The 13,976-nt window shown below is 53.2% G+C and carries 13 protein-coding genes and 1 other RNA gene; 10 read left to right on the forward strand and 4 right to left on the reverse strand.

The window, feature by feature from the left end:
- The first annotated feature begins 47 nt into the window (after positions 1–47).
- The 8 genes from tkt to AAIE03_RS01015 all read left to right on the forward strand — a co-directional run bounded on the left by tkt (position 48) and on the right by AAIE03_RS01015 (position 9,003).
- Positions 48–2,042 carry a transketolase gene (gene tkt / locus AAIE03_RS00980; protein ID WP_498562704.1) on the forward strand — a complete coding sequence of 665 codons (1,995 nt, stop codon included), beginning with the start codon at positions 48–50 and terminating at the stop codon, positions 2,040–2,042.
- 307 nt (positions 2,043–2,349) lie between these two features.
- Positions 2,350–3,369: an erythrose-4-phosphate dehydrogenase gene (gene epd / locus AAIE03_RS00985; protein WP_013027076.1), complete on the forward strand. Its 1,020-nt coding sequence runs from the start codon at positions 2,350–2,352 to the stop codon at positions 3,367–3,369.
- Positions 3,370–3,420: 51 nt separating this feature from the next.
- On the forward strand, positions 3,421–4,584 hold the full coding sequence (pgk, locus tag AAIE03_RS00990) for a phosphoglycerate kinase (RefSeq protein ID WP_498562705.1): 1,164 nt from the start codon (positions 3,421–3,423) through the stop codon (positions 4,582–4,584).
- 109 nt (positions 4,585–4,693) lie between these two features.
- Entirely contained in the window at positions 4,694–5,773 is a 1,080-nt protein-coding gene (fbaA, locus tag AAIE03_RS00995) for a class II fructose-bisphosphate aldolase (RefSeq protein ID WP_013027074.1), read from the forward strand.
- 204 nt (positions 5,774–5,977) lie between these two features.
- Positions 5,978–6,331 (forward strand): VOC family protein, encoded by a 354-nt coding sequence (locus AAIE03_RS01000; RefSeq protein WP_015699585.1) that lies wholly within the window; start codon positions 5,978–5,980, stop codon positions 6,329–6,331.
- A 176-nt stretch (positions 6,332–6,507) separates the two neighbouring features.
- On the forward strand, positions 6,508–7,383 hold the full coding sequence (gene mscS, locus AAIE03_RS01005; protein WP_014594505.1) for a small-conductance mechanosensitive channel MscS: 876 nt from the start codon (positions 6,508–6,510) through the stop codon (positions 7,381–7,383).
- A 123-nt stretch (positions 7,384–7,506) separates the two neighbouring features.
- Positions 7,507–8,130: an arginine exporter ArgO gene (gene argO, locus AAIE03_RS01010; protein WP_013027071.1), complete on the forward strand. Its 624-nt coding sequence runs from the start codon at positions 7,507–7,509 to the stop codon at positions 8,128–8,130.
- Between the two features lie 144 nt (positions 8,131–8,274).
- Positions 8,275–9,003: an oxidative stress defense protein gene (locus AAIE03_RS01015; RefSeq protein WP_013027070.1), complete on the forward strand. Its 729-nt coding sequence runs from the start codon at positions 8,275–8,277 to the stop codon at positions 9,001–9,003.
- 296 nt (positions 9,004–9,299) lie between these two features.
- Here AAIE03_RS01015 and AAIE03_RS01020 read toward each other — a convergent pair whose 3' ends face one another.
- Positions 9,300–10,202, reverse strand: a complete 903-nt coding sequence (locus tag AAIE03_RS01020; protein WP_498562706.1) for a LysR family transcriptional regulator ArgP — start codon at positions 10,200–10,202, stop codon at positions 9,300–9,302.
- 181 nt (positions 10,203–10,383) lie between these two features.
- On the opposite strand from AAIE03_RS01020, the gene rpiA reads away from it, so the two are divergent.
- Both rpiA and serA read left to right on the forward strand, forming a co-directional pair.
- The gene (gene rpiA / locus AAIE03_RS01025) at positions 10,384–11,043 is read left to right on the forward strand and encodes a ribose-5-phosphate isomerase RpiA (RefSeq protein WP_014605122.1); all 660 of its coding nucleotides are present in this window, start codon (positions 10,384–10,386) and stop codon (positions 11,041–11,043) included.
- Between the two features lie 279 nt (positions 11,044–11,322).
- Positions 11,323–12,561: a phosphoglycerate dehydrogenase gene (serA, locus tag AAIE03_RS01030; RefSeq protein ID WP_013027067.1), complete on the forward strand. Its 1,239-nt coding sequence runs from the start codon at positions 11,323–11,325 to the stop codon at positions 12,559–12,561.
- Positions 12,562–12,603: 42 nt separating this feature from the next.
- Here serA and AAIE03_RS01035 read toward each other — a convergent pair whose 3' ends face one another.
- The 3 genes from AAIE03_RS01035 to zapA form a co-directional block, all read right to left on the reverse strand.
- A complete protein-coding gene (locus tag AAIE03_RS01035; RefSeq protein ID WP_013027066.1) occupies positions 12,604–13,200 on the reverse strand; it encodes a 5-formyltetrahydrofolate cyclo-ligase in 597 nt (198 codons plus the stop codon).
- Positions 13,201–13,277: 77 nt separating this feature from the next.
- A non-coding RNA gene (gene ssrS / locus AAIE03_RS01040) (6S RNA) lies at positions 13,278–13,461 on the reverse strand.
- A 39-nt stretch (positions 13,462–13,500) separates the two neighbouring features.
- The gene (gene zapA / locus AAIE03_RS01045) at positions 13,501–13,830 is read right to left on the reverse strand and encodes a cell division protein ZapA (protein WP_015699590.1); all 330 of its coding nucleotides are present in this window, start codon (positions 13,828–13,830) and stop codon (positions 13,501–13,503) included.
- Positions 13,831–13,976 lie beyond the last annotated feature (146 nt).

Raw genomic sequence — 13,976 nt, forward strand, 5'->3', positions numbered from 1 at the left:
TTACAACAGGTTAAGGCGCAAATCATTAATCCGAACTGGAGTAGAAGATGCCCTCTCGTAAAGATCTTGCCAACGCCATTCGCGCGTTAAGTATGGACGCAGTGCAAAAAGCTAAATCGGGACATCCGGGTGCCCCGATGGGCATGGCGGATATCGCCGAAGTCTTGTGGCGCGGCTATCTCAATCATAACCCAACCAACCCACACTGGGCCGATCGCGACCGTTTTGTTCTGTCCAATGGTCACGGTTCGATGCTGATTTACAGCCTGCTGCACCTTACCGGCTACGATTTACAGATTAGCGAGCTGGAAAACTTCCGTCAGTTGCATTCTAAAACGCCGGGGCACCCTGAATATGGCTATACCGTGGGCGTGGAAACCACGACCGGTCCGCTGGGGCAGGGCATCGCTAACGCCGTAGGTTTTGCCATTGCGGAGCGCACGCTGGCAGCACAGTTCAACCGTCCGGGCCATGAGATCGTAGATCATAATACCTGGGTCTTTATGGGCGACGGCTGCATGATGGAAGGCATCTCACACGAAGTGTGCTCGCTGGCGGGTACGCTGAAGCTGGGCAAGCTGGTGGCATTCTATGATGACAATGGTATCTCCATCGATGGTCATGTTGACGGCTGGTTCACCGATGACACCGCGAAGCGCTTCGAAGCTTACGGCTGGCATGTGGTGCGCGGCGTTGACGGTCACGATGCCGACGCCATCGCGAAAGCCATTGAAGAAGCGAAAGCGGTGAGCGACAAGCCGTCACTGCTGATGTGCAAAACTGTGATCGGTTTTGGTTCACCGAATAAAGCGGGGACCCACGATTCACACGGCGCACCGCTGGGCGATGACGAGATTGCGCTCACCCGCAAACAGTTAGGCTGGGACTATCCGCCTTTCGTTATTCCTTCAGACATTTATGCTGAGTGGGATGCTAAGGAAGTAGGCAAGGCGAAAGAGGATGCGTGGAACACGAAATTCGCGGCCTATGCCAGTGCCTTCCCAGAGCTGGCTGCAGAATTTACGCGCCGCATGAGCAACGAACTGCCGGCTAACTGGCAGCAGGAATCGCAGAAGTTTATCGAGCAGTTACAGGCTAATCCGGCGAAAATCGCCAGCCGTAAAGCCTCACAAAATGCGATCGAAGCCTTTGGTAAAATCCTGCCAGAATATCTGGGCGGTTCGGCTGATCTGGCACCCAGTAACCTTACCATCTGGTCTGGCTCTAAGCCCATCAATGAAGACGCTGCCGGCAACTATATTCACTACGGCGTGCGTGAATTCGGTATGACCGCGATTGCCAACGGTCTGGCGCTGCATGGCGGCTTCCTGCCTTATACCGCGACCTTCCTGATGTTTGTTGAGTATGCACGTAACGCCGCCCGTATGGCCGCGCTGATGAAAATCCGTCAAATTATGGTTTATACCCACGACTCTATTGGCCTGGGCGAAGATGGCCCGACGCACCAGCCGGTAGAGCAGATGGCGAGCCTGCGTACCACACCAAACATGAGCCTGTGGCGTCCGTGTGATCAGGTGGAATCAGCAGTGGCGTGGAAATATGCGATTGAGCGTAAAGATGGTCCAAGCGCACTGATCTTCTCTCGTCAGAATCTGGCGCAGCAGGATCGTACCGCAGAGCAGCTGGCAAACGTGGCCCGTGGCGGTTATGTGCTGAAAGACAGCGCGGGCACGCCAGAGCTGATTCTGATCGCCACCGGTTCAGAAGTTGAACTGGCTGTGGCTGCGTATCAGAAACTGACCGATGAAGGCCGTAAGGTTCGCGTGGTTTCCATGCCATCAACGGATGCGTTCGACAAGCAGTCTGCTGAATATCGTGAATCTGTCCTGCCGAAGGCCGTTGCCGCTCGCGTTGCCATTGAAGCGGGTATTGCAGACTATTGGTTCAAATATACCGGCCTGAACGGCGCTATCGTCGGCATGACCACCTTTGGTGAGTCAGCGCCTGCTGAGAAGCTGTTTGAAGTCTTCGGCTTCACGGTAGACAACGTAGTAGCGAAAGCAAAAGCGTTGCTGGCCTGACAGAAGGGCACAGGCGAGTGAAGGCTCGCCTGTGCCCAGATGAAAGGGGGCGCAGTTTGCCCCCTTATCGACAAAATTATTCCTGTAGTAATAGCGATTTTTTGCGTAATTTTGTGATGTAGATCCAAAAATACGCAGCCCGCTTGATCGCAATCATTCCCGTTATTCCGTCCTTCTATTATCCTAGCTGAACCGTTTCAGTTGAGGCTGCTTTGCCAGCGGTCGGGCTAAGAATCTCCTGTACAAAATGCAGTGAAACGCTCAGGCTATCTGCACCTTTTTTTCAGTCTGGTTTGGCAGGAGAAAGATGACCATTCGGGTAGCGATAAACGGCTTTGGTCGCATTGGGCGCAACGTGTTGCGTGCACTGTATGAAACGGGCCGCCGCGCGGAGATCACAGTGGTGGCAGTTAACGAACTGGCTGAGGCTGCGGGCATGGCGCACCTGCTAAAGTACGATACCAGTCATGGGCGTTTCGCGCTGGATGTGCGTCAGGAGCGGGATCAGCTGTGGGTCGGAGACGATATTATCCGTATTCTGCATCGTGCCGGACTGGACGAACTGCCCTGGGGCGAGCTTAACGTTGACGTGGTGCTGGACTGCACAGGCGTTTACGGTTCCCGTGATGACGGCGAAGCCCATCTGCGTGCAGGAGCGAAGAAAGTGCTGTTTTCCCATCCAGGGGGGAACGATCTTGATGCAACCGTGGTGTACGGCGTTAACGAGCAGGAACTGAAACAAACGGACTGTATTGTCTCTAATGCATCCTGTACCACTAACTGCATTATTCCGGTGATCAAGCTACTGGATGACGCTTTTGGTATCGAGTCGGGGACGGTAACGACTATCCATTCGGCGATGCACGATCAGCAGGTGATTGACGCCTACCACAGCGATCTGCGCCGTACGCGTGCGGCCAGTCAGTCTATCATCCCGGTGGATACCCGGTTGGCGGCAGGCATTGCGCGTATTTTTCCGAAATTTAACGATCGCTTCGAAGCCATCGCGGTTCGCGTACCGACGATCAACGTGACGGCCATTGATCTCAGCGTTTCCGTGCGCCAGCCCGTTCGGGCCTGTGAGGTTAACGCCTTGTTGCAAAGCGCGGCAGAAGGGGCATTTCGTGGTATAGTTGACTATACAGAATTGCCGTTAGTCTCAGTAGATTTCAACCATGATCCGCACAGTGCCATTGTGGACGGTACACAAACGCGGGTCAGCGGTCAGCATCTGATCAAAACCCTGGTCTGGTGTGACAACGAATGGGGCTTTGCTAACCGAATGCTCGACACAACGTTAGCGATGGCCGCAAGCGGTTTCAGGTAAGACGCGGTTTGCGTCTGGCAAAACTTATGAGAATCAACGAGAGGGTTCACCATGTCCGTAATTAAGATGACCGATCTGGATCTTGCTGGCAAACGCGTTTTAATTCGCGCCGATCTCAACGTACCAGTGAAAGAAGGGAAAGTGACGTCAGATGCACGTATTCGTGCTTCACTGCCAACTATCGAAGCGGCGTTGAAACAGGGCGCCAAAGTGATGGTTACCTCTCACCTGGGTCGTCCGACCGAAGGTGAATACAACGAAGAATTCTCACTGCTGCCAGTAGTGAACTACCTGAAAGAGAAACTGAACGGTACTCAGGTTACCCTGGCGAAAGACTACCTCGACGGCGTCGATATCGGCGCGGGCGAACTGGTCGTACTGGAAAACGTTCGCTTCAATAAAGGCGAAAAGAAAGACGACGAAGCGCTGTCTAAGAAATACGCTGCGCTGTGCGACGTCTTTGTTATGGATGCCTTTGGTACCGCGCACCGCGCCCAGGCATCCACGCATGGCGTTGGCAAATTTGCCCCTGTCGCCTGTGCTGGCCCGCTGCTGTCAGCTGAGCTGGAAGCGCTGGGTAAAGTGATGAAGAACCCTGAGCGCCCGCTGGTGGCTGTGGTCGGTGGTTCTAAGGTTTCAACCAAATTTGACGTGCTGCAGTCGCTGGTGAAGATTGCCGATACCGTGATTGTCGGCGGCGGCATCGCCAACACCTTTGTCGCTATCGACAACAACGTGGGCAAATCGCTGTATGAGCCAGACTTCGTTGACGCGGCCAAAGGCCTGCGCGATCAGTACGGCATTCCTGTTCCAACCGATTCACGTGTTGGCACGGAATTCTCTGAAACTGCCCCGGCAACCGTGAAAAAGGTTTCGGAAGTCGCAGATAACGAAGAGATTATGGACTTCGGTGATGAAACCGCTCAGGCCATGGCGACCATCCTGAAGAATGCCAAAACCATTCTGTGGAACGGCCCGGTGGGCGTGTTTGAATTCCCGAACTTCCGCAAAGGCACCGAGATTGTGGCTAACGCCATTGCAGACAGCGAAGCATTCTCAGTGGCGGGCGGCGGTGATACGCTGGCTGCTATCGACCTGTTCGGTATCGAAGACAAAATCTCCTACATCTCTACCGGCGGCGGTGCCTTCCTGGAGTTCGTGGAAGGCAAAAAACTGCCTGCCGTAGCCATGCTGGAAGAGCGTGCGAAGCATTAATCCTTTGGGGGCGGTGCCCTACGGCATCGCCTAAAAACTCGCCCGAAACCGGGCGTTTAAATCGCTGTCCCCGTATCGGGGATAACCGGTCACGAAACAGGACACAATCATGTCTAAAATTTTTGATTTCGTAAAACCCGGCGTTGTCACTGGTGATGACGTTCAGAAGATCTTCAAAGTAGCGAAAGAGAACAAATTCGCTCTGCCTGCGGTCAACTGCGTCGGCACCGACTCCATTAACGCTGTACTGGAAGCCGCGGCGAAAGTAAAAGCGCCGGTTATCGTACAGTTCTCCAACGGTGGTGCTGCATTCATCGCCGGTAAAGGTTTTAAAACAGACAAGCCACAGGGCGCAGCGATTTTCGGTGCCATCTCTGGCGCACACCACGTGCATCTGATGGCTGAGCAGTACGGCGTGCCGGTTATCCTGCATACCGACCACTGCGCCAAGAAACTGCTGCCGTGGATCGACGGTCTGCTGGACGCGGGCGAAGAGCACTTCAAGAAAACCGGTAAGCCGCTGTTCTCTTCTCACATGATCGACCTGTCCGAAGAGTCACTGGAAGAAAACATCGAAATCAGCAGCAAATACCTGGCGCGCATGGCGAAAATCGACATGACCCTGGAAATTGAGCTGGGCTGCACCGGTGGTGAAGAAGATGGCGTAGATAACAGCCATATGGATGCTTCAGCGCTTTACACTCAGCCAGAAGACGTAAACTACGCGTACGAAAAACTGAATGCGATCAGCCCGCGCTTCACCATTGCGGCCTCTTTCGGTAACGTGCACGGCGTTTACAAGCCAGGCAACGTTAAACTGACCCCAACCATTCTGCGTGATTCACAGAAATATGTCTGTGAAAAACACGGTCTGCCGCACAACGCGCTGGATTTCGTATTCCACGGTGGTTCAGGTTCATCTGCTGCAGAAATCGAAGAGTCTATCAGCTACGGCGTGATCAAGATGAATATCGATACCGATACTCAATGGGCAACCTGGGACGGCATCCTGCAGTACTACAAAAAGAACGAAGGCTATCTTCAGGCGCAGCTGGGTAACCCAGAAGGCGCAGACAAGCCTAACAAGAAATACTATGACCCACGTGTATGGCTGCGCTCTGCCCAGGCATCCATGGTGGTGCGTCTGGAGCAGGCGTTCAAAGAACTCAACGCCGTTGACGTTCTGTAAGCATCACGCTGCTGGCGTCTGAGTTCGAGAGAACGGCAGACGAACGACTCAGTCCCGATCGTCCGATCGGGACTTTTTTTTATCCTTTCTGCTCACGCTCAGTTTCATTTCTTTTTGTCGGGCGACACATTCTGACGTGCTGTCACAACCTCACTGCAGCGCGCGCTATATCCTGTGTGTGGCTTAACAGGTGAGGGCAATCGTATGGCCGTCAAACGCATTGTGGCGAATATTCGGGCCGGAAATATGGAAGAAGCAGAACGCTTCTACGGTGACATTCTCGATCTGAAACTGGCGATGGATCACGGATGGATCATGACCTGGGCCGCGGATAACACGATGGTGCCGCAGGTCAGTATTGCGCGGGAAGGCGGCGCCGGCACAGCTGTTCCGGATTTATCCATTGAGGTTGATAATCTTGATGAGGTGTATCAACGCGTTGTCGCTGCGAGGCTGCCGGTCGACTATGCGCTTACAGAAGAAGCGTGGGGCGTGCGTCGTTTTTATGTCCGTGATCCGTTTGGCAGGCTGATTAATATACTCAGCCATGTGCCCTGAACAAACATCGTGCGCGGAGGCCGGCGTGCTGATGCGTAAGTGTGCAAAACCGCCTTCCCGTATCACTCAGTTTGGCGTCTGGCTAAATAATTGATTACCCTTAACCATTGGGTGTCGGATTACATCTGGCAGTTTTTTGTCTTTCCCCACAGGGGAACTATCGACAGGGCTTACAAATGGAAGACTTGAATGTTGTTAATGGCATTAACAGTGCCGGTGGCTGGCTGGTACACAACCAGGCGCTGATTCTGAGTTATGCCGTCAATATCGTCGCGGCAATTGCCATTATCATTGTCGGCATGATCATCGCCAGGGTGATTTCTAACACGGTTAATCGCCTGCTGCTCGCGCGCCATATTGACGCCACCGTAGCCGATTTCCTTTCCGCCCTGGTGCGCTATGGCGTTATCGCCTTCACGGTCATTGCTGCGCTGGGTCGTGTCGGCGTGCAGACGGCATCGGTTATCGCCGTGCTGGGTGCCGCCGGTCTGGCAGTAGGTTTAGCCCTGCAAGGCTCGCTCTCCAATCTGGCGGCTGGCGTCCTCCTGGTCACTTTCCGTCCTTTCCGCACCGGTGAGTTTGTCGATTTGGGCGGCGTAATGGGCACCGTGCTCAATGTGCAAATTTTCTCGACCACCCTGAAATCTGCCGACGGCAAAATCGTTGTGGTGCCAAATGGTAAAATCATCAGTGGCAATATCATCAACTTCTCGCGCGAGCCAGTGCGCCGGAATGAATTCATTATCGGCGTTGCCTACGAAGCCGATGTGGATGAGGTGATTGCCCTGTTGCGCGGCGTCGTTGAGGCCGATCAGCGCGTACTTAAAGAACGTGGCATCCAGATTGGCCTGAATGAATTAGGGGCGTCATCGCTTAACTTCGTAGTGCGTTGCTGGAGTAACAGCAGCGATCTGCAGGACGTTTACTGGGACTTACTGAAAAACTTTAAACGTGCGCTGGACAGCAAAGGTATTGGCATCCCTTATCCACAAATGGATGTGCACCTGCACCAGGTTCAACAACCTGAAAGCGAGACGACCGCAACGCAGTAACGTTAATGGGCGGCAGCGGTCGACCATTAATTTTGTTAATAGCAGATTAATTTTTTCAATTTCCGCTAATCTGACTCGCTCTTTATAATCCCTGCATCTCACCGATGTAAGGAATGTCATCCAGTGTTAACCATTTACTTTCAAGGGCTTGCTCTTGGGGCGGCGCTTATCCTGCCGTTAGGCCCACAAAACGCCTTCGTGCTGAACCAGGGGGTAAAGCGCCAGTATCATTTGATGACTGCGGCGCTTTGTGCGTTAAGCGATATCGCATTGATCTGTGCGGGCATTTTTGGCGGCAGTGCGCTCCTGAATCAGTCTCCCTTGCTGCTGATGCTGATTACTTGTGCCGGGGTTGCCTTTTTGCTCTGGTTCGGTTGGGGCGCCTTACGCACGGCATTTAGCCGTAACATTGAACTGGCATCGGGTAGCCACGCAACGCAGAGCAGAAAACGAATTATCGCGACGATGTTGGCGGTGACCTGGCTGAATCCGCATGTTTATCTTGATACCTTTGTTGTGCTGGGAAGCCTGGGCGGGCAGTTACCCGGAACGGTTGCGCGACAGTGGTTTGCGCTGGGGACCATCAGCGCCTCGGTGCTGTGGTTTTTCGGTCTGGCGCTGCTGGCGGCCTGGCTTGCGCCTCTACTGCAAACGGCGCGCGCTCAACGCATCATTAATCTGCTGGTCGGTGCGGTCATGTGGTTTATTGCGTTTCAGCTTGCCCGGCAGGTCATCACGGGATTTTGAGTAAAAGCTATACGAAAACGGGTTATTGAGGCCAGTCTGCCGAACTTTTGCCATAATCTTCACTCCAAACAACGCGTAATATGATGCGCTTGTGGGCTTCATGTACCGGGAGCCATCGAACTGACCTTTTCAAGGAGGACTTTCATGAAACTGAAAGCATTGGCGCTTGCCGCGATGATGAGTGCAGGGGCATTGCCTTTGAGCGTACAGGCTGACGAACTGCCGAACGGACCCCATGTTGTTACGTCAGGTAAGGCAACTGTAGATGCCCGCCCGGATATCGCGACGCTGTCAATTGTGGTGAATGTCTCATCGAAAGATGCCGCAGAGGCAAAAAAGCAGGTCGATAGCCGCGTAGCGCAATATTTTGATTTCCTGCAAAAAAACGGTATTGAGAAAAAGGATATCGAAGCCGCGAACCTGACGACGCAGCCAGAATATGATTACACCAAAGACGGTAAGTCACAGCTCAAAGGCTACCGTGCGGTGCGTCAGGTTCAGGTCACCGTACGTCAGCTGGACAAACTTAACGATCTGCTTGATGGTGCGCTGAAGTCAGGTCTGAATGAAGTGCGTAGCGTTGAACTGGGCGTCGCTAATCCTGAAAGCTACAAGCAGCAGGCACGTCAGGCCGCAATCAAAAATGCGACCCAACAGGCGGCTGAACTGGCTGAAGGTTTTAATGCCAAACTGGGCCCGATCTACAGCATTCGTTATCAGGTGGCAAACTATCAGCCAATGCCAATGAACCGCATGTTTAAAGCCGCGGCTGTGGCAGATACTTCTGCACAGGAAACCTACGATCAGCAAAGCATCAACTTTGATGACCAGGTGGATGTGGTTTTTGAGATGAAACCAAATACGGCACAGTAAGCCTTTATTGGTATTGTGGTTAAGCCATCAGGGGCAATTTTTGCCAGGCGGTCCTCGCGCCGCTGATGCGGTTCCTTCACATCGCTCATCAACCTGACGGACCGGCGCAGCCGGCACATCCCTGTGCCGGCTGCGCCTTTTACCCGCATCCTTGCGGGTAAATCCTGGTTGATTCCCTCTGCTCAGCGCTGCGTATTGCCTTCTAAAAAATGCCCCTGACGGCCATTAACGCCGTGCCGCTTTCACAAGTGCACCTTCTCACCGCAACGCCCAAATTTTGCTGCGGCAAAGGGCGATTATTCCGCCGTATCCTGACGTAGCACCCGATGGCCATGCGCAATCAGCGCATCCGTTACCCGACGCATCAGGCGGCTTTCAGGTGCAAAGCGGTGCCAGTAAAGCATCCGGCGTTGATACAGCCCCGGCGTGAGATCGATTAGCTCGCCACTCGCCAGTTCGCGTTCAATCTGCAGATGAGGGATCATACAGCAGGTCGAGCCCTGCCGGGCCATCTGCACAAACGCTTCGGACGAGTTGACGATGTGGCAGGGAACGCTACCCGGTGATAAATCGAAATTCTGCTGCAAAAAGGCCTGATGCATATCATCCAGGTGATCAAATGCCACGGCTGGCGCTTTAAGCAGGGCGGAACGCGTTACACCATTGGGGAAAAAGCGCTCTGCAAAATCCTTTGACGCCACAAACAAATAATCCAGCGCACCCAGTTGATCCACCAGACAGCTGGGTAGCGGCTGCGGTTGAATACTGACTGCGCCAACCACTTCGCCTAGTCTCAGACGCTCTTGAGTGCGGGTTTCATCCTCAACCTGAAGGTTCAGGCGCACAGGCGAATCGGCCAGTACGTCTTTTAATGCCGGTAACAGCCACGTTGCCAGACTGTCGGCGTTGACCGCCAGCGACAGCAGTAGCGGCGTCGTGCCGCTGTTCTCATCGCCCAGCCACTCTTCCTCCAGTAACTCAACCTGGTGCAGAAGTGCGAGCAGCTTTTGCCCCTGTTCAGTGGGACGAGGCGGTACCGTACGAACTAATAACGGCTGACCAAACAGATTTTCCAACTGTTTAATGCGTTGCGAGACGGCAGACTGCGTAATGCAAAGTTTTTGTGCGGCACGTTCAAATCCGCGTTCACGTATCACTGCGTCCAGCGCCTGAAGCGTTCTGTAGTCCGGGCGTTTCATTATTTTTCTCTCTCCTTCAGGATGGACGTTACTATGCCACAAATATTCCAACGGAAATGTCAGCGATATTTTTGTGGGCTGGCTTCCAAAGCATTAAATCCGCCCAATGCATCCGAGCATTTTCAGCAAGCCTTGCTTTATACTACGCGCATTTCCTTATCGCACAGGTTCTAAACATATCATGACCCAGGATGAACTGAAAAAAGCTGTTGGTTGGGCCGCACTGGATTATGTGCAGCCCGGTACTGTCGTCGGCGTCGGTACGGGTTCTACGGCCGCTCACTTTATTGATGCGCTCGGCAGCATTAAACATCAGATTGAGGGGGCCGTATCCAGTTCCGAAGCGTCGACGCAAAAGCTAAAAAGCCTGGGCATTCAGGTGTTTGATTTGAACGAGATTGATGATCTGGCCATCTATGTCGACGGTGCCGATGAAATTAACCCACAAATGCAGATGATCAAAGGGGGCGGTGCTGCCTTAACTCGCGAGAAAATCGTCGCGGCGGTCGCCAAAAAGTTTATCTGTATCGCCGACGCATCCAAAGAAGTGGACGTGCTTGGACGCTTCCCGTTGCCGGTTGAAGTTATCCCGATGGCGCGAAGCTATGTCGCGCGTGAACTGGTGAAGCTGGGCGGTTTGCCGGAATATCGTCAGAATGTGGTGACTGACAACGGTAATATCATTCTTGATGTGCACAATCTGCGTATTCTCGATCCCATTGAGCTGGAAAAAACGATTAATGCCCTGCCTGGCGTTGTCACCGTGGGGCTGTTCGCCACGCGTGGCGCAGATGTCGCATTGATTGGCGGACCTGACGGTGTCAAAACCCTCAAAAAATAAAGCACCGGGCGCACAACAGGGCGCCCGCTTTTTTTGATTTAAAAAAACTTTTCTCACCAGACTGAAATTTGGTGACTTATGTCACATAACCGTCATCGGCAGCGGGTTCGTTCTTCTCGATGCGGCCAACCCACGATTTTGTCTGGCAAAGTACGTCCTCTGAGCCCTGCCATGCTGGCGGTCAGGCAATCGTTTGTATTGCCGCAGGCGATTTTTTTGATATTTTGACAGACGGCTGACTGCGTTCAGTCCTCGTTGAATTCTGAATAGGGTTGGGAAATGGCAAAGGTATCACTGGAAAAAGACAAAATTAAGTTCCTGCTGGTGGAAGGTGTCCATCAGAGCGCGCTGGAAAATCTTCGTGCTGCAGGTTACACCAATATTGAATTCCACAAAGGCGCACTGGATGCCGAGGCGTTAAAAGCTTCCGCTCGCGATGCGCATTTTATCGGTATCCGTTCCCGTTCCCAACTGACCGAAGAGATTTTTGCCGCTGCAGAAAAACTGGTGGCGGTGGGCTGTTTCTGTATCGGAACGAATCAGGTTGATTTAAATGCCGCAGCGAAACGCGGTATCCCGGTTTTTAACGCACCTTTCTCAAATACGCGCTCTGTGGCCGAGCTGGTTATTGGCGAGATGCTGCTGATGCTGCGCGGTGTTCCGGAAGCGAATGCCAAAGCGCACCGTGGTATCTGGAATAAAATCGCCAAGGGCTCTTTTGAAGCGCGCGGTAAAAAGCTGGGTATCATTGGCTATGGCCATATCGGTATGCAACTGGGCGTGCTGGCAGAAAGTCTGGGCATGCACGTTTACTTCTATGACATCGAAAACAAGCTGCCGTTGGGCAACGCATCACAGGTTCGTAGCCTGACGCAGTTGCTAAATATGAGTGACGTTGTCAGCCTGCATGTCCCGGAAACCGCCTCTACGCAAAATATGATTTCTGCCAATGAGCTGGCGCAGATGAAGCCTGGCGGCCTGCTGATAAACGCCTCACGCGGCACCGTGGTAGATATTCCTGCACTGTGCGAAGCGCTGGCCAGCAAGCAGGTTGGTGGCGCTGCGATTGATGTGTTCCCTGTAGAGCCGGCGACCAACAGCGATCCGTTTGTTTCCCCACTGAGCGAATTCGACAACGTTATCCTGACGCCGCACATCGGGGGATCGACGGAAGAAGCGCAGGAGAATATCGGGATTGAAGTCGCGGGCAAGCTGGCGAAATATTCGGATAACGGTTCAACGCTGTCCGCCGTCAATTTCCCGGAAGTGTCATTGCCGATGCACGGCATTAGCGCCAGTCGTCTGCTGCATATTCACGAAAACCGTCCGGGCGTTCTCACCGCGATCAACCAGATTTTCGCTGAACAAGGCATCAACATTGCCGCTCAGTACCTGCAAACCTCTCCGATGATGGGTTATGTGGTCATCGACATTGATGCTGAGCACGAACTGGCAGAGAAAGCTCTGCAGCTGATGAAGGCGATTCCGGGAACGATTCGCGCCCGCCTGCTTTATTGATCCCACGCTGTCACCTACCCGGGCACACAAGCATGCCCGGGTTTATTCATCCCATAGCCACAGTTTTGATGGCGTCAGCACGGCCGGCAAAGGAATGTCCCACGCCGCTGTAGGCAGCGCGTCAACCCGCTGACAGTCATGAGCGATGCCCACCGGTAAAAACCCATGCTGTTTCCAGTTCTGTAAGGTGCGATCGTAGAAGCCGCCCCCCATTCCTAAACGCTGTCCGGCGCGATCAAACGCCACCAGCGGTACCATCATTACGTCCAGTTCATCCAGCGTGATCAGATGGCGGATATCCAGTGGGGGTTCGGGAATGCGCAGTTTATTTTGGATTAACTGTGTTTCTGGCGTATAGCGCAGAAAAAGCAGATGGCCCGCTGCGAAGGGGTGCAGAACCGGCAGGTAAACCCGTTTGTTTTGCTGCCACAGCCTGGCGATAAGCGGTCGTGTATTGATTTCGCCATCAACAGACAAAAACAGTGCCACGTTGTTGGCATCGGCCAGTGGTGCAAAGTTGATCGCATGTTGGGCGAGTTGTTCGGCTGCCGCATGTTGCTGCTCAGCGCTCAGAGCGCGACGTAGGTGGCGAACGTGCTGACGGATGTCCTGACGCAGTACTAAAGAGGGTGCTGACATGGTGTCCCCCAGACAAAGTCGCTTAAGCGACGCATTATATCATGCCTGGTGGGAGGTAATGCAGTACGACCAGAAAGGAGATCTCCGAGATGCCGCCGTAGGCTGTAACCCTTGAACCCTTGGTTCAAGGTGAACATGCCGTCGCAACCATCAGGCTTCTCGGACGGACCGAGCATGCTCACAGGTTGCGGAGCGTCACATTCTGTTGGTATGAAATATCGGCTCAGGGGACTGGCCCACTTGCAAACATCTCAGAGAAAATTGACTTCACCGTTAGTGTAGCACACTGACCATGAAGTGTTATTCGAACTTCGCATCCTGGCGGTCGGTTATGCGACCTTGCTCAACTAAAGCCTGTTCAATGGTCTGCTGTAACATACGGATTCGTTGTTCCATGTTAGCAGCATAGTCACGCGTCTTACCTTTCTCTTGTGCCAGTTCATGGCAAATGTTTAACGCGGCAATGAACACCAGTTGCTCTGTATTTGTGACTCTAGTGCGAACTTTTAAATCTTGCAACCGTTGATTGAGATCTTCTGCTGCCGCGTTCAGCGCATCTTGCTGTTCAGGCGGACAATTCACTCTCAAAGAACGACCAAAAATTTGTAAATCTACCGGTTGTGCAGACATGCCACCTTCCTGACTGATTACCTGGCTCGCCATTCCCCTTAGCCTTCAATGGCCTGGGAGGCGGGCAACTATATAGACCTGAGAAATAAGATACAACCCCTTTTCTGGAAACCTTGAGGCAGCTAGTGGTAGCATACCACGAACTC

The organism is Pantoea sp. Ae19-2, from assembly GCF_059801205.1.